General features: G+C 66.4%; 15 protein-coding genes and 1 tRNA gene. 3 read left to right on the top strand and 13 right to left on the bottom strand.

Annotated features, from left to right (window positions below; all coding sequences use genetic code 11):
* Positions 1 to 2: 2 nt before the first annotated feature.
* Positions 3 to 557, bottom strand: coding sequence for a transglycosylase family protein (locus IBX22_RS10510; protein WP_194815102.1), 555 nt, complete (start codon positions 555 to 557; stop codon positions 3 to 5).
* Positions 558 to 1,118: 561 nt separating this feature from the next.
* On the opposite strand from IBX22_RS10510, the gene IBX22_RS10505 reads away from it, so the two are divergent.
* A tRNA-Met gene (locus tag IBX22_RS10505) sits at positions 1,119 to 1,192 on the top strand.
* A gap of 56 nt (positions 1,193 to 1,248) precedes the next feature.
* Here the strand turns inward: IBX22_RS10505 and IBX22_RS10500 are convergent.
* The 4 genes from IBX22_RS10500 to IBX22_RS10485 form a co-directional block, all read right to left on the bottom strand.
* Positions 1,249 to 1,851, bottom strand: coding sequence for an ABC transporter permease (locus IBX22_RS10500; protein ID WP_194815101.1), 603 nt, complete (start codon positions 1,849 to 1,851; stop codon positions 1,249 to 1,251).
* A 51-nt stretch (positions 1,852 to 1,902) separates the two neighbouring features.
* Entirely contained in the window at positions 1,903 to 2,937 is a 1,035-nt protein-coding gene (locus tag IBX22_RS10495) for a medium chain dehydrogenase/reductase family protein (protein WP_194815100.1), read from the bottom strand.
* A 75-nt stretch (positions 2,938 to 3,012) separates the two neighbouring features.
* Positions 3,013 to 3,582, bottom strand: a complete 570-nt coding sequence (locus tag IBX22_RS10490; RefSeq protein ID WP_194815099.1) for a TetR/AcrR family transcriptional regulator — start codon at positions 3,580 to 3,582, stop codon at positions 3,013 to 3,015.
* Positions 3,583 to 3,640: 58 nt separating this feature from the next.
* Positions 3,641 to 4,453 (bottom strand): nuclear transport factor 2 family protein, encoded by an 813-nt coding sequence (locus tag IBX22_RS10485; RefSeq protein ID WP_194815098.1) that lies wholly within the window; start codon positions 4,451 to 4,453, stop codon positions 3,641 to 3,643.
* Between the two features lie 93 nt (positions 4,454 to 4,546).
* Between IBX22_RS10485 and IBX22_RS10480 the strand changes: the two genes are divergently transcribed.
* On the top strand, positions 4,547 to 5,338 hold the full coding sequence (locus tag IBX22_RS10480) for a methyltransferase (protein ID WP_194815097.1): 792 nt from the start codon (positions 4,547 to 4,549) through the stop codon (positions 5,336 to 5,338).
* Here the strand turns inward: IBX22_RS10480 and IBX22_RS10475 are convergent.
* From IBX22_RS10475 to ctaD, 3 genes are all read right to left on the bottom strand, one after another.
* Complete coding sequence (locus IBX22_RS10475; RefSeq protein ID WP_194815096.1) at positions 5,326 to 5,784, bottom strand: DUF2231 domain-containing protein; 459 nt, start codon at positions 5,782 to 5,784, stop codon at positions 5,326 to 5,328. The two genes, IBX22_RS10480 and IBX22_RS10475, sit on opposite strands and share 13 nt — an antisense overlap.
* A gap of 92 nt (positions 5,785 to 5,876) precedes the next feature.
* The gene (locus IBX22_RS10470) at positions 5,877 to 6,080 is read right to left on the bottom strand and encodes a hypothetical protein (RefSeq protein ID WP_194815095.1); all 204 of its coding nucleotides are present in this window, start codon (positions 6,078 to 6,080) and stop codon (positions 5,877 to 5,879) included.
* 161 nt (positions 6,081 to 6,241) lie between these two features.
* Complete coding sequence (gene ctaD, locus IBX22_RS10465; RefSeq protein WP_194815094.1) at positions 6,242 to 8,008, bottom strand: cytochrome c oxidase subunit I; 1,767 nt, start codon at positions 8,006 to 8,008, stop codon at positions 6,242 to 6,244.
* A gap of 225 nt (positions 8,009 to 8,233) precedes the next feature.
* On the opposite strand from ctaD, the gene IBX22_RS10460 reads away from it, so the two are divergent.
* Positions 8,234 to 9,529, top strand: a complete 1,296-nt coding sequence (locus IBX22_RS10460) for a cytochrome P450 (protein WP_194815093.1) — start codon at positions 8,234 to 8,236, stop codon at positions 9,527 to 9,529.
* Here IBX22_RS10460 and IBX22_RS10455 read toward each other — a convergent pair.
* From IBX22_RS10455 to IBX22_RS10435, 5 genes are all read right to left on the bottom strand, one after another.
* A complete protein-coding gene (locus IBX22_RS10455; protein WP_194815092.1) occupies positions 9,526 to 10,113 on the bottom strand; it encodes a TetR/AcrR family transcriptional regulator in 588 nt (195 codons plus the stop codon). The genes IBX22_RS10460 and IBX22_RS10455 overlap by 4 nt on opposite strands.
* Before the next feature lie 47 nt (positions 10,114 to 10,160).
* The gene (locus IBX22_RS10450) at positions 10,161 to 11,135 is read right to left on the bottom strand and encodes a DoxX family protein (RefSeq protein WP_194815091.1); all 975 of its coding nucleotides are present in this window, start codon (positions 11,133 to 11,135) and stop codon (positions 10,161 to 10,163) included.
* Positions 11,136 to 11,160: 25 nt separating this feature from the next.
* Positions 11,161 to 12,075, bottom strand: a complete 915-nt coding sequence (locus IBX22_RS10445; protein ID WP_194815090.1) for an alpha/beta fold hydrolase — start codon at positions 12,073 to 12,075, stop codon at positions 11,161 to 11,163.
* Positions 12,076 to 12,160: 85 nt separating this feature from the next.
* A complete protein-coding gene (locus tag IBX22_RS10440) occupies positions 12,161 to 13,903 on the bottom strand; it encodes an amidohydrolase family protein (protein ID WP_194815089.1) in 1,743 nt (580 codons plus the stop codon).
* Between the two features lie 6 nt (positions 13,904 to 13,909).
* Entirely contained in the window at positions 13,910 to 15,571 is a 1,662-nt protein-coding gene (locus tag IBX22_RS10435; RefSeq protein ID WP_194815088.1) for a class I adenylate-forming enzyme family protein, read from the bottom strand.
* Between the last annotated feature and the right edge of the window lie 21 nt (positions 15,572 to 15,592).

The raw sequence follows: 15,592 nt of genomic DNA, 5'->3' as shown, positions 1-15,592 counted from the left end.
TCTTAGTTGCCGGCCACCGAGTCGATGATCGGGGCGTGCTGATCCAGCAGCTGCAGGTACAGATCCTTCACCCCGGCCTGCGCGGCGACATCGGCGCCGACGCTCTTGGCCTGGTCGACTGCGGCCTTGGGGGAGAACGGGATCGCGGCCTGGATGGCCGGGGCCGGTTCGGGCTCCGGCGCCGGGGCGGGTTCGGGCTCGAGGCCCGAGGAGACGCCTTCGGTCAGGCGGCTACCGCAGGTGGGCCAGGCGCCGACGCCCTGGCTGTTGAGCACGTTCTCCGCGACCCGGATCTGCTCGGCCTTGCTGGCGTTGTGGGCGTAGCCGGTGCCACCGTTGGCCACCCAGGTGGAGTGGCTGAACTGCAGGCCGCCGTAGTAGCCGTTGCCGGTGTTGATGCCCCAGTTGCCACCGCTCTCGCACTGTGCGACGCCGTCCCAGTTGTGGGTGGCGGCTTCTGCGGTGCCGGCGGCGAGTGTGAACGGGACGGCAACAAGGGCGCCGGTGACAGCCGCGAGGCCGAGGGCGCGGGCGTTGAACTTCCGGTTCTCAGACATATGTTTTCCCTCCCTGTGCCCACCTCCGCGACGATGTCCGTCGTGGCCCTGCCCCCAGGAGTCGGGGATCCTCGAACCGCGGGACAGGGTTACCGGCGTGCGACGGTTCGAGTTCTAGCCCATCCGCAGATTGCCTCCGGGCCGAGCACGACGGTAACGAACAAATCTCGGCAGATCACGTCTTGATAACAAGGGAATTGCATGAAGCGAATAACGCGAATATTGGGCTTTATGCAGGTCGGTAATGCAATGGGAACGGATTCCGGACGGTCGGTTATAGCACCGTAATGTGTCGGGCGTCACAGGCAAATTGTGATGCGGGGCACGTTTGAAACGTGTTATCTAGATCGAATACGCGCGCACGCGGATTTAGAAGAGTGCAAATCGGAGAATCCGGACTGAATTACGCAGCCGGATCCCCGGGGCGGCGGCGACGCGCTACCGGGCTCGGCTCCGAGTCGGCCGACCATCCGGTGACGGGCGTGCTGAGCTGGGCAAACCCGCCCGATGGCCAGTGATTTGCCATCTGAGCGTAGACCTGTGTAATGTTGTGTTTACCGACGCGGGGTGGAGCAGCTCGGTAGCTCGCTGGGCTCATAACCCAGAGGTCGCAGGTTCAAATCCTGTCCCCGCTACTACAAGACCCAGGTCAGAATTTCTGACCTGGGTCTTTTTCTATTTCCCTGCTCACTCAGGCGTAGCGATGATCGCTGACTACTGCTCGCCGGCGCGGTTCGAGGCCCGCGGCGACCAAGTAGGCTCCGCCGCCGGCGAGGGCGAGTACCCAGTACGGGCTCGCGCCGTCCAGGAAGAGCGCCGCCGAAGAGGTGAGGGCGAGCCAGGCCCCGAGCGCATACTGCAGTACGTCGCGATAGGCGGCTCCGCCCGCGAGATAGAGCAATCCGACGATCAGGCCGGAGCCCGTCGGCCAGAGCAGCATCTTCAGATCGTCCTGGCCGAGCGCCGAGCTCAGTGCCGTGATGACGAAGAACAGAGCGCCGAAGCCGATGAGCCAGGAGGCGGCCAGCAGATTGCCGACCATCGCGTCGTGACCGGTGGCGGAACGCTGGGCCTTCATGCTCACCATGATGGTGACGACCAGTGCGACTGCCAGTCCGGTGATCAGCAGGACGCTCGGCACCGCGGACGGGAGCCGCAGGACGGGATCGTCACCGTGGGACAGGGCGTACGCGCCGTGGCCGAACAGCCATGCCGCGCCGAAGCTCAGATAGCTCGGCCGGTTGTCCAGAATGACGCGCAGTGTGGACGCGGTATTCGAATTGTGCTGAGACATAACGGTTCTCCAGTGTGAAATCGGATAATTCAGAATGCGGATTCGGATAATTCAGGACAGGGTGTCGGCGACGATGACGACTTTTCCGACGACGGTGCTGGACTCGGCGAGTTCCATGGCCCGCGCGGCGTCGGACAGCGGGATGCGGGCCGCGACCTGAGCGCGCAGTGCGCCCTGGGCGGCGAGGTCGAACACCTTGCCCAAGTCCTCGGTGATGCGGTTGCGGAAACGGGTGAGATTGCGCTTGCCCGCCCACAAATTGAAGAAATGCGCATTTCGCTTGTTGGGCAGCGCATTCCACGCCAGCAGGCGGGCGAACAGCTTCAGCACGGGCAGCCGGGAATCGCCTTCGTCGTCCTTGGTCGCCGCGGTGCCGTAGGAGACCAGCGTCCCGTGTGGAGCGAGCAGCCGGAAGGAATCGCGAATGCCGGGGCCGCCGATGTGATCGAACACGGCATCCACGCCCTCGGGTGCCAGCGCTCGAACCTGTTGCGGCACATCGCCGCGGTAGTCGATCCAGGTCGCGCCGAGCGCTTCGACGGCCGTCGCGTTGCGGGCGGAGGCGGTGCCGATGACCCGAATCCCCTTGGCGCGGGCCAATTGAACGAGTGTCGAGCCGACGCCGCCGTTCGCGCCGTGCACCAGAATGGTCTGCCCGGGCTGCACCTTCGCGGTCCGATAGAGCATCTGCCACGCTGTGATCCCGTTCACCACAAAGGTTTCCGCTTCAGCCGCGTCCAAGGCCGCGGGTACCCGCACCAGATCCTGGGCATCGAGCAGAGCGTGACTGGTCCAGCCACCGATCTTGGTCAAGGCGGCGACGCGTCTGCCGATCAGGGCCGGATCGGCATCGGTCCCGACCGCGGTGACGGTCCCGACCAAGTCGTACCCGGGCACGAACGGGAACGCGGGCTGGTCGTAGTACTTGCCGCGCCGCATCTGCTGCTCGGCGAAGGAGACGCCGCTCGCCTCGACCTGGACTAGGGCCTGACCTGGTCCCGGCGCGGGTAGTTCTCGCTTGGCGACCAGCAGGCCGCTGGGCTCGACGCGGCCGGGCAGGACGATCTCGGTGGCGATGGTGGACATGTTCTCTCCTAGTGTGTGACTGGTCAATCACTCGATGGGTCGAAAAATGCCCCCGCGAGGGGGCAGTGGATCAGGTCAGTGGGCGTTGGGGTGGCGGATGCCTGCGGTGAGGATCGTGGCCCAGGGGCTGTTGTCGCCGTCCAGGCCGAGGGTGGTGATGAGGTGACAGAGTTGCCCGAAGGCGATGAAGCGCTGCACCAACTCGTCCGCGGCGCCCGAACGCTGTTTGGCGAGGTCGGTGACCCGCCCCAGGCCGGCGCGCAGGGCCGCGCCGATTTCCGGGACATCCGCGACGGACTGGGCGTGCACCTGCAACATGAGCAGACTCTTGTCGCTGATGAGTTCGGCGTAGGCGCCGCCCATTTCGTGCAGGATCTGCTCCGGGCTCGCTCCGTCGGCGCGGGCGGCGCCGGACGACAGCGCGCGCTCGATCAGCTCGAAGCAGCGCTCCAGCGCGGCGACGAAGAGCGCGACCTTGCCGGGGAACAGTTTGAAGACATAGGCCGGCGAGATCTGAGCCGTCGCCGCCACCGTGCTGATCGGTGTGCCGTGATAACCGGTCCGGGCGAACTCGGTGATCGCGGCGTCGACGACGGTGTCGCGGCGCGCATCCGATCGGGAGAGGGTGACTCCGCTCTTGCTCATGTGAGTGACTGTACACTCACTCTTTGGGTGGCCGCAAGACCCTGGGGCGGATCAGGGGTCAGGCGTTCTCGTCGAGGAAGACGGTGATCGCGTCGATCCGGTGGCTGCTCGCGGCGAAGTCGACGAACGCGACTCCCGGCGCCCCGTCCAGCTCCACGGAGATCGAGACGGTCCGGCCTGCGGCGATCAGCTTGTCCCAGCGCATGTTCCGGGTCCGGTTGGTGAACTCCTCCACCGATACCGTGCTGCCCGCAGGCAGTTGGAGGACGGTGCTGTCGTCGAGCAGGGTGCGCACGCGGCCGATATCCGTGGCCGCGGCGGCCGAGAACAGCTGTGTCACAGCGGTTTTCCCGGCCTTTCCCACACTGCGGATCGCCCGCATCATGCCGAACGTGCCGCCGAGGCCCTGGTTCGCGATCAGTTGCGGGCCGAGTTTCGCCGAGGCGGTCAGGCCGCGGACGCCGGTGCGCAGCATGAGCTGGGTGACCATGGCCGGGAACTCCCAATGTGCCGCCAGCCGAACGATTTTCCAGTCGCCGTCCAGTGCGGCGAGGTCGTAGCGCAGGTGCATCGGCACCCGGACCATCGCCCCCGTGGACATGGTGGTCTCGATGTACAGGTCGCGCACTACCGAGTGGCCGCCGACGAGATCGGCGGCGACGTCGAAGGCGATGCCGTTCGGTGCGATGAACGTGTCATAGAAACGCTCGATGGCGGCGCGTCCGACGTGCGGGCGCGATCCGACCGGGTCGTTGACTTCGGCGTCCGCGGTGAACAGGTTCACCCAGGCGGATTTGTCGTGCGCGGCAACGGCTCGCGGTGAGGCCAGTACCGCCGCGAGCAGTGCCTCGGCCGTCGGGTTCAGCGCCATGGGAGTTCCTCCGCGGTCGTGGTCCAGGACTGTGACCCATGGTAGAACATGTTCTAATTCACGTGCGAGATGTCTCACCTTTCAAGGATTTCGATGGACTGGTATACCGGGAACACCACCTACGACACCGTGCTCACGGTGGCGTTCGCTTTCGCCGCCTTCGTACTGGTCGGGGGCATGTTCGCGCAGAGCCCGTACGGCCGGTTCGCCTCCACGAAGGTGGGCTTCAATCTGAATCCGAAGCTCGGCTGGTGGTTGATGGAGATTCCCGCGACGGTGGTCTTCGCGGTGTTCTATCTGACCGGGCCGAATCGGTTCGAGCCGGTGCCGCTGGTGCTGGCCGCGATCTGGTTGCTGCACTACGGAAATCGCGGCTGGTTCTTTCCGCTGTCGATCCGGCAGGTGCCCGGCAAGCGCAGCAGTTTCAATGTCTCGGTGATGGCGGCGGGCATGTTCGTCACCGCGCTGCACGGCTATTTGAACGGGTCGTTCTTCAGCCACGACTACCTGAACCAGTACGGCACCGAATGGTTGACCGATCCGCGGTTCCTCGGCGGATTGGCGATCTACCTGGGCGGGTTCGCGCTATTGGTGCGCTCGGAGTGGATCGTGCGCAATCTGCGCGACAAGAACAACCCGGGCGCGATCGATTACAAGGTTCCCTTCGGCGGCGGCTTCCGCTACGTCACCAGCCCGGCCTATCTCGGTGAACTCCTCGCCTGGGCTGGATTCGCTCTGCTCACTTGGAATTTGGCCGGTCTGGTGATCTTCCTGATCACGGCGGGCAATCTGGTGCCGCGCGCGTTCGCCACGCACAAGTGGTACCGGGAGAAGTTCGCCGACTACCCGCCCGAGCGGAAAGCGTTGATCCCCTACGTCATCTGACCCCAGACCGCGCGCGAACCGGAGTCGCCGACGCGATAGACCTGCACTGTGGCGGCAGCACTCGCGACGATCGTGAGCACGGCGATCACCCAGACAATCAGGCGCGCAAGCGGTTTGCCGCGCTGCTCGCGCAGGAACACGACCAGCAGCGCGGCCGCCGCGATCAGCAGCGGCACCGCGAAGTAGTTCATGGTGCCGCCCAGATCCATATGCTTCTGCAATGCTTCCGACGGGCCGAAACGCTCGGCGAACGTTTCCCCGGCCTGGATGGTGACCGGCGTCAGCACGGCCGTGATCGCGGCGAGCGCCACGGCCGGCCAGATCAGGCGCTGCCGCGCGGCGGGCCACACCGCGCACAGCACCAGCAACAGTGCCGTCAGCGGCACGAATACCACGATGACGTGCACCAGCAGCACGTGCGCGGGCAAACCGTTGATCGTCGACATGAGGCGCTCCCAGTTCGGTTCGGCCTCAGTATCGCCGATCAGGCCGCTGCCGCGCGGAATACCGCGGCGGCATTTCGCGCCCGAGTTCGACGTCAGTTCATGGCGGGGTCGGGTAGTGCTCCCTCGGCGGCGCGCAGGCGCTCGCTGACTCGGGTGAGCAGGTCGATGGAATCTTCGGAGAGGCCGATGGTGGTGCGCACGAGGCGGCGCAGCGCGGGACTGGACAACTGCCGGACGAGGACGAGGTCGTGATCGCGGTCGTGGCCGCGATGGTCGAGATCCACAGGGGTGCTCACAATCTGATTACTCAGGTGAAGAAGACGCTCAGGTACTAGGCGCGTGAGTTAACGGAATTACTCCGCTAGGGGGATTCGGTCGCGGGCATGACATAGCCACAGCGACACACACTGTCTCTCGCGGCCCCGTGGGCCGCGAGCCGGAGCCGGTCGACGCCGGATCACAGCTCCTTGGTTTCGGGCTGCTCCGGCTCCCCGGCTTTGTCGAGCTCAGGCGCGGGTTCGGCGACCCGGTGAGCTCGCTTGGATCCCCAGCCGGCCGCGGACTCGGCTCGGTTACGTTCGATCATGTGCGGATAGTGCAATTCGAACGCGGGACGTTCTGATCTGATGCGCGGCAGTTCGTAGAAGTTGTGCCGCGGCGGCGGGCAGGTGGTCGCCCACTCCAGCGAATTCCCGTAACCCCACGGGTCGTCCACGGTCGCGACCTCACCGTAGCGGTAACTCCTGAAGACGTTCCAGACGAACGGCAGCATCGAAGCGCCGAGCAGGAACGCGCCGATCGTGGAAATCGTATTGAGCGTGGTGAATCCGTCGCTCGGCAGATAGTCGGCGTAGCGGCGCGGCATGCCCTCGTTGCCCAGCCAGTGCTGCACCAGGAACGTGGTGTGGAAGCCGATGAAGGTGGTCCAGAAGTGGAATTTGGCCAGCCGCTCGTCGAGCATGCGGCCGGTCATCTTCGGGAACCAGAAGTAGATGCCGGCGAAGGTGGCGAACACGATGGTGCCGAAGAGCACGTAGTGGAAGTGCGCGACCACGAAATAGCTGTCGGTGACGTGGAAGTCCAGCGGCGGCGAAGCCAGGATGACGCCGGACAGGCCGCCGAACAGGAACGTCACCAGGAAGCCGAGCGAGAACAGCATGGGCGACTCGAAGGTGAGCTGTCCGCGCCACATGGTGCAGATCCAGTTGAAGAACTTCACCCCGGTGGGCACGGCGATCAGGAACGTCATCATCGAAAAGAACGGCAGCAGAACGGCTCCCGTGGCGTACATGTGGTGCGCCCAGACCGCCACCGAGAGGCCGCCGATGGACAGCGTCGCGTAAACCAGCGTGCTGTAACCGAATAGCGGCTTGCGACTGAAGACCGGGAAGATCTCGGTGACGATGCCGAAGAACGGCAGTGCCACGATATAGACCTCCGGATGCCCGAAGAACCAGAACAGGTGCTGCCACAGCAGGATCCCGCCGGTGGCCGGATCGTAGATGTGCGCGCCCAGATGCCGATCCGCGAACAGCCCCATCAGTGCCGCGGTCAGAATCGGAAAGGCAAGCAGCACAAGCACGCTCGTCACCAGGATGTTCCAGGTGAAGATCGGCAGCCGGAACATGGTCATGCCCGGTGCGCGCAGGCAGACCACCGTGGTGATCATGTTGACGCCGCCGAGGATGGTGCCGACGCCGGACAGCGCCAAACCCATGATCCACAGGTCCCCGCCGACGCCGGGGGAGTGCTGGAAGTCGCTGAGCGGGGTGTATCCGGTCCAGCCGAAGTCGGCGGGGCCGCCGGGGGTGAGGAAGCCGGCGGTGGCAATGGTGGCGCCGAACAGATACAGCCAGTAGCTGAAGGCATTCAGGCGCGGGAAGGCGACGTCGGGCGCGCCGATCTGCAACGGCAGCACGGCGTTCGCGAATCCGAACAGGATCGGGGTCGCGTAGAACAGCAGCATGATCGTGCCGTGCATGGTGAAGAGCTGGTTGTACTGCTCGGTGGACAGGAAATGTAAACCGGGACGGGCTAATTCGGCGCGCATGAGCAACGCCATCAGGCCACCGATGAAGAAGAACGTCATCGCGCTGGTCAGGTACATGACCCCCAGCACCTTGGGGTCGGTGGTGGTGATCATCTTCCACAGGTACGAGCCCTTCGGCCCGAGCCGCCGCGGGTAGGGCCGAATGGCCTGAACCTCGGTTCCAGTCACTGCCATGGTGGTCGCCACCTTCCATCACCGCCGACCAGCCTGTGACGGGGATTATGCGCCTGTTCGATCACCGACATGCGGAGTTTGGGGCAACACATGGGATTACCGGCTGACCAGCGCCCACGGTATGAGACGCATCTCCGCCCACGGTGTGATGTGTGACACCGCAGTAGCTCGTAGCGTTGAGCTGCGCCGATAGGCGGTGCGACAAGGCGACAGGCGGGGGCCGGCATGAAGACATGGATCCGCTGGGCGGTCATCAACGGCCTGCCCGGAGTGGTGCTCAGAGCGCAGGCGCGGCGGGGCAACCCGCTGGCCCAGTACCTGACCGATCCGGCGGCCCGGGAGGACCCCTATCCGTTCGGTGACCGCATCCGGGCCCGCGGCCGCTTGGTCGCCATTCCGTACTCCTATGTGACAGCCGATTATGAGCTTTGCCGAACAGTGCTGCGGCACAAGGATTTCGGCGTCACACCGCCGGAGGCGTTCACCGTATTCAAGCCGGTCCAGCGGCTGATCAAGGCGACCGATCTGAAGATCGCCAGCCCGGTGGAACCGCCGGCCATGCTCATGGTGGACCCGCCGGTGCACACCCGCTACCGCAAGCTGGTCGCCCAGGCTTTCACGCCGCGCGCCGTTGCCCGGCTGCGGGACCGAATCAGCGAGGTCACCACCGACCTGCTCGACGACCTCGCCCAGCACGAAAATGCCGATCTGATCGAGCAATTCGCGCTGCTGCTGCCGATCGCGATCATCTCCGAGATCCTCGGCATCCCCGCCGAGAAACGTGACGACCTGCTCGACGCCGGGCATGCCGGGTCGCCGCTGCTCGATATCGGCATCTCCTGGAAGACATTCCGGACGGCCAACGACGCGTTGCGCGAAGCCCAGGACTACCTCGTCGAGCACATCGCGGAGTTGCGTGCGAACCCGGGCGACAACATCCTCAGCGACCTGGCGACCGGCGGTGAGCTCACCGACACCGAATTGCTCTACAGCGCAGCGCTTATCGCGGGCGCTGGCTTCGAGACCACGGTCAATCTGATCGGCAACGGGATCATGGCGCTGCACCAGCATCCCGAACAGCTCGATCTACTGCGCGCCGAACCCGCCCGCTGGCCCGGCGCCGTCGAGGAGATCCTGCGTTACGACAGTCCGGTGCAGATGACGGCACGAACGGCGTTGCGCGACATCGAGATCGCCGGTGTGCGGATCGCGAAGGGGGAGATGGTGGCGCTGCTGCTCGGCTGCGCCAACCGTGACCCGAAGATGTTCGACAACCCGAACGTCTTCGACGTCACCCGCGCGAACGCCCGTGAGCATCTGTCGTTCAGCAGCGGTGTGCACGCCTGCCTGGGGGCCAGCCTGGCTCGGATGGAGGGGGCGGTCGCGCTGCAGGCGCTCTACGATCGCTTCCCGAATCTGCGGGTAGCCGACGCGCCGCAACGGCGCGGTCTGCTGAATTTGCGTGGCTTCCAGCACATTCCGGTATCGACCGGTGTCGGCGCGCGGGTGGCGGCCGGTTAGGAGGCCGCGTCCCGGCAGCGCTCGATCAGCGCCGCGCCCATCTTCTGAGCGCGGCGCGCGGCCAGCCGGTCCCCTTCGGCGGCGGAGACGATCGAGCCCTTCATCAGGATGTGCCAGGAGCGGGCGAAATCGTCCGGATCGTCCAGGCCCGCTTCCTCGGCGCGGCTGCGGACCATGTCCCGGATGGTGGCGAGGTGGCCGATGCTGGCGATCCCGGTGGGATGGTTCGCGCCCATTTCCAGCAACACATTGACGAAGGTGCAGGTGTCGAAACCCTCGGTGGTGAACCATTCGTCGAATACGTCGAAGATGGCCAGCAGCCGCTGCTCCGGGGTTTCGCCCCGCAGGTGGGACTGCTTCTCGATGAACCCGAAGGTCCATAGCTTCTCGCGGCGTTCCAAGACCGCGAGCACCAGGTCGTCCTTGGTCCGGAAATGCCGGTACAGCGTGGCTTTCGCGATGCCCGCTCGCGCGATGACCTCGTCGATGCCCACAGCACGGATGCCGCGCCGCGTGAACAATTCGTAGGCGGCGGACAGGATACGTTCGCGGGCACCGACGACGGGGTCTTCGCGCGCAGCCATGAAACAAGCCTAAACCGCGACAGCGTGCCGCGGTTCAGGCCTTCCGGTCAATGCCGCCGCGCTTCGGCGCGCTCGCGGGCCGCCTCGGCCCGTTCGCGCGCTGCTTCGGCAAGGTTGGCGCTGCGTTCCCGCGCGGTGTGCGCGAGCTCGGGTCCACGTTCGCGGGCGGTCTCGGCCAAGTCCGCGCTGTGCTTCTGTGCGGCCTCGGCGAATTCGAGACCCCGCTGCCGGGCGACCTCGGCCAGTTCCGCCGCACGCTCGCGGGCGATTTCGGCGAATTCGGCGCCCCGCTTCTTGGCGATTTCGGCCCACTCGGAGCCGTGCTCCTTGGCGTACTCGGCCCACTCGGAGCCGTGTTCCTTTGCCGTGGAGGCGATTTCCGGCCCGCGGTGCTTGGCGACCTCGGCGAGTTCGGAGCCGCGATGCTGGGCGGTCTCGGCGAGCACGGCGCCCTTGGCCGCGGCGACCTCACCGAACTTCTGTGCCCGCACCGCCGCGCCGTGTGCCCGTTCCCGCAGCACCTCGCCGGTCTGCGAGTCCGAGGACCCGGTGAACGGCAGCGCCGCGGCGGCGGCCGCCGCGGCCTTGCGGCCCCGCCAGCCCAGGGACGGCTTGCCCTCGGTGTCGGCGGCGGCGATCATCAGGCCGCCGAGCAGGCTGACATCCTTGAGGAAGGCGGTCCGCTTGGCGCTCTTGCGGTCCGGATCCTCCTCATCCCAGAAGTTCTGTTCGGTCACGGTGGCCGGTACGACGGTCGCGGCGAGCACGAGCGAAGCCAGGCGCGGCGCCTTGCCCAATGCCAGCAGCACACCGGCTGAGACCTGGGCGAACGCGTTCACCCGCACCACGGTGCCCGGGTCGGCGGGGAGTTTCGCCGCGTATTTGTCGGGCAGTGAGCGTTCACCGCGCTGGACCAGCGTGGCGGCCGTCTTCGCCCGCGGCTCGGGATGGATCAGCGTGTCGACCCCGTCGACAATGAACGTGGTCGCAAGCATCGGTCGGGCAAGTCGGCGTAGCAGCATGGCGGGCAACCCTTTCCTCGGTGGCTTAGTGGTCGGGTTCCCGCGCATTCTCCCGCCAAACAACAAGATCAACCGGCGGCGACACGGCTTCTACCTGCGCGAATTCGGAGGGGTCCGGCAATGCGGTGAGAAATTCGGTGATGGTGGCGGTCACGGCGGCCGGATCCTCCATCATCGGCAGGTGCCCGCAGTCGGCCAGTACCACGCTGGTGTGGGGGTGCAGGGTGGTCGCGTCGAGGGCGGCGCCGGCGGTCGCGGAGAGGATGCGGTTCTGTGCGCCCCAGATGGTGCAGATCGGCGGGAAGTCCGGGCCGGGGACGAAGGTGTCCAGCGCCCGGAAGGCCGGGAAATCCTGGACCAGCCGATCCAGCGCGATCAAACGGCCGGGATCGCCCCACGGGCCCGTCAGCTTGGCGGATTTCTGCAGCTTCCCGGCCCGTCCACGCGAGCCGAGCTGGTTGGCGACGATCATTCCGGCCACCGGACCGGGCAGGGCGAGGCGGCGAGCCAAGGGCGCCAGCGGCAGTTTCGCCGACAGCCAGGCCAACGGCGCCTGCTGACCCTTGTACACGGTGTTCCAGGTGAGCGGATTGATCAGCACCAGCCCCCGCACCTGCGCCGGGCGGGTGATGGTGTAGCTGAGCGAGATGGCGCTGCCGAGGCAGTTGCCGACGAGAACCACACCGGTCAGATGGTGTGCGTCCAGGAACGCGTCGAGCATGCGGACATAGTCGAGGAGCCGGTATCCCGTTGCGGGACGCTGGGATTCGCCGTAGCCGGGCAGGTCGAGCACGAAAACCTCGTGGTCCCGCCGCAATTCGGCGACCTGGTCGTCCCAGATCCGCCGCGACGCGCCCGCGTTGTGCAGCAGCACGATCGGTGGTCCGTCACCGGCGCGGTCGTAGACCACGGTGCGTCCGTGGTGCGCGAAAGTGGCCACATCGCCTCCTTGCGATCGGGAGGCCTCGTTGCGCCCCCGCTCTACCGACCACGGTAATCCGATTGCGACGGCAGGGCGGGAAAAGTCAGGCGCCGGCGCGCAGGAACTGGCCGGTGCGCTGTTTTCCGAGTATCTCTGCCGCCGCGCCGTTTCCGAAGACGTACTCGCCATTGATCAGGACGGCGGTCACGGTGTCATCGTTGCGGTTGACCATGCGGGACAGGTTGTCGAACTCGGGGATGGGGGACTCGGCGTAGGCCTCCACGGCGTCGTCGAGGTGGGCGGGGTCGAGGACGACGATGTCGGCGCGATCTCCTGGGCGCAGGTGCCCGGCGTCCAGGCCGTACCAGTCGGCGAGTTCACCGGTGAGGCGGTGCACGGCGCGTTCCAGCGAGAGGAACGGCTTGCCCGCCTGTTCGGCCAGGTGGACCCGGCGGAGCAGGCGCAGGCCGAAGTTGTAGAAGGCCATATTGCGCAGGTGCGCGCCGGCGTCGGAGAAGCCCAGTTGCACACCGGGGTCGGCGGCGAAACGGTCCAGGACTTCCGGGCGGTGGTTGGAAATCGTGGTGTGCCACCGCACCTTTCCGCCGTGCTCCACCACCAGGTCGAGGAAGGCGTCGACCGGATGCAGGCCCCCGCGGTCCAGACCCACTTGGCCGAAGGTCTTTCCGACGACCGAGGCGTCCGGGCACTCGACGATTTCGGCGTCGAAGAAGTCGCGGTGCCAGACCCGGGGGCCGTACTTCTTGTCGTAGTCCTTGCGGAAGCGGCGTCGATAGGCCTCGTCGCGCAGCAACTCGCGGCGTTCGTCGAGCTGGTTGGACAGGTGCAATGCCGCTGCACCGGAACCGAATTCCTCGAATACGGGCAGGTCGATGCCGTCGGAGTACACCTCGAACGGCACCGGCAGGTGCTGCCACCGGAAGTCGCCGCCGAGGCCGTTGATCACCTTCGCGATCAGCGGGAAGAGCTGCGCCACCGCGGGAATGGCCTTGATGTCGGCCGCGGACAGCAGGCTCACCTTCAGCGGTTTGCGGAAGAAGCCGAGGCTGCTGGCCGCCATCGCGACCAGGCTCTGCGGTTTCGCCACATCCGGACCGCCCTGTAATGCACGGCCGCGCTTGCGCAGAATCGCGTTGAGCCTGCGGCGTTCCCGGATGGTCGCGTAGGTCGAGGGCAGTGTGCGGGACCGGCACAGCTCGCCGTCGACCTTGTCGAACATCAGTTGCTGCGAAGACATTCCGATGAATCCGGCGTCCAGCGCTGCGGCGAGCTTGGCCACCATCGCCGTCAATTCGGCTGCGGTGGGCCGGACATCGGACCGGGTGGCCCGATCCAGGCCCATCTCCGCGGCGCGGATATCGGAGTGCCCGATGAACGCGGCCAGGTTGGGACCCAGCGGTAGCGCTTCGAGCGCCCGGACGTATTCGGCTGCGCTGGACCAGGTCTTGGCTGCGCTGACCGCTTCGATGACGTGTTTGCGCGGAATCGCTTCCACGCGGCCGAACAGGTCACCGGCGTCGGTGGCGCCGACGTGCACGGTCGAGAGCGAACACGAGCCGAGGAAGACCGTGGTGATGCCATGTCGCACGGACTCGGCCAGCGCCGGGCCTGTCAGCACCTCGACGTCGTAATGGGTGTGGATATCGAGCATTCCGGGGAGCACCCATTTGCCGGTGGCGTCGATGACGTTCGGGCACTCGGCCTCGGCGAGCGGTTCGGGCGAGACGGCCGCGATGCGCCCGTCCCGGATCCCGAGGTGGCGGACCGCGGAGGGCGCACCGGTGCCGTCGAACCAGCGGCCGCCCTTGATGATGGTGTCGTACATGGCTTCTCAGACTTCGAGACCGCTCCGCATGACCTTGCCGGTGGCATTGCGGGGCAGCGGGGTGGTGGTGAGCCGCCAGCGGGCGGGCACCTTGTAATACGCGAGCCGTTCCTCGGCGAACGCGGTCAGTTCCTGTTCGGTGGTGGCGTCCGGGTTGTCGACCACGACCAGCGCGGCGACCTGCTGGCCGAGGTCGTCGTCGGGCACGCCGACGACGGCGCTCTCGCGGACCGCCGGATGCTCGTCGAGGGCCTGCTCGACCTCGGTCGGGTAGACGTTCTCACCGCCGCGCAGGATGAGATCCGAACGGCGGCCGGACAGCCGGAGCCGGCCCTGCTCGAGAATGCCGATATCGCCGGTGCGCAGCCAGCGGTCGGGGGTGATCGCGGCGGCGGTGGCTTTGTCGTCGTTCCAGTAGCCAAGCATCACGTACTGGCTGCGGACACAGATCTCGCCCTCGACGCCTTCGGCGACGGGTTCGCCTGCCGCATCCCGGATTTCGAGGCTCACGCCGATCACGGGGCGACCCACGGTATCCGGGAACGCGGCCAGCTCCTGCGGTGCGGCAATGGTTGCGGCGGTGGAGCATTCGGTCATGCCGTAACTGGTCACCAGCGCGGTCCGGGCCACCGGAAGCTGCTCGCGCAGCTTGTTCTGCAACGCCGCCGAGGACGGCGCGGAGTTCAGTGAGAACGCGGCCAGCGAGGACAGGTCGTATTTCGACAGATCGACTTCGAGCATGCGGGTCGCCATGGTGGGCATGGCGCCCCAGTTGGTGATGCGTTCGGCTTCGATGAGCCGCAGCACCCGGTCGGCGTCGAAACCGCCCTGGTAGATCACGCAGGTGTCGCCGGTGACCAGGCGCGGAATCACCAAGTTGTGCAGGCTGGCGATATGGAAAAGCGGTGAGGTGACCAGGAATCGCCGGCCTTTGGGTGCACCGTCGTCCGTTCCGCCGGTGAACGCCGCGGCCATCGCATCGTTGAATCGGTGATAGTCGATGACGGACAACAGGTTTCGCTGTGAATGTACTGCGCCCTTGGGTCGGCCGCTGGTGCCGCTGGTGTAGAGGATGACGGCTGGATCGTCCTCGCCGACCTGTACCTCGGGCAGTGCGTCGTGGTGGCCGGAGAACTCCTCGATCAGCGCCGGGAGGTTGTCCGCCATGGTCAGCACTGGAATATCGGTGGTCAGCCCGGCCAGCCGCTCCGCCCGTTTGGCGTCGGCGATCAGCACCTTGGGGGTGGCGTGCTCGAGGCCGTAGCTGATCTCGCGGGGTGTCCACCAGGCGTTGTAGCCGACGGCGATGGCGCCGAGAAGTTGTGTCGCCCAGAAGGACACCACCCATTCGATGGTGTTCGCCGCGAGGAGCCCGACCCGGTCACCCTGCCGGACGCCGTAGCGTTCCTGCAGCGCCCAGGCCAGCGCGACGGCCTCGGTCTTGTGCTCGGCGTAGGTCATCCGGCGGTCTTCGGTGACCAGGTACTCGCGGTCGCCCAGCGCCGCGGATGCCGCCAGCACGTCGGCCAGCGACTTCTTGCGGTCCTTGAGTACGGGGATCTTCGCGCCGAGTACATCTTCGACGGCGATTTCGAAGGGCCCGCCCGGGCCGGTCAAGCGTCCGGCGATCTGGGCCGCCATCGCCTGGAGGTCAACAGGTTTGGTCATGAAACTTCCTCTTGGCTAGCA

It is taken from the genome of Nocardia sp. XZ_19_385 (assembly GCF_015355755.1).
Taxonomy (GTDB): domain Bacteria; phylum Actinomycetota; class Actinomycetes; order Mycobacteriales; family Mycobacteriaceae; genus Nocardia.
Note: the sequence above shows the minus strand (reverse complement) of the source record. Positions and strands in the feature narration are given on the sequence as shown.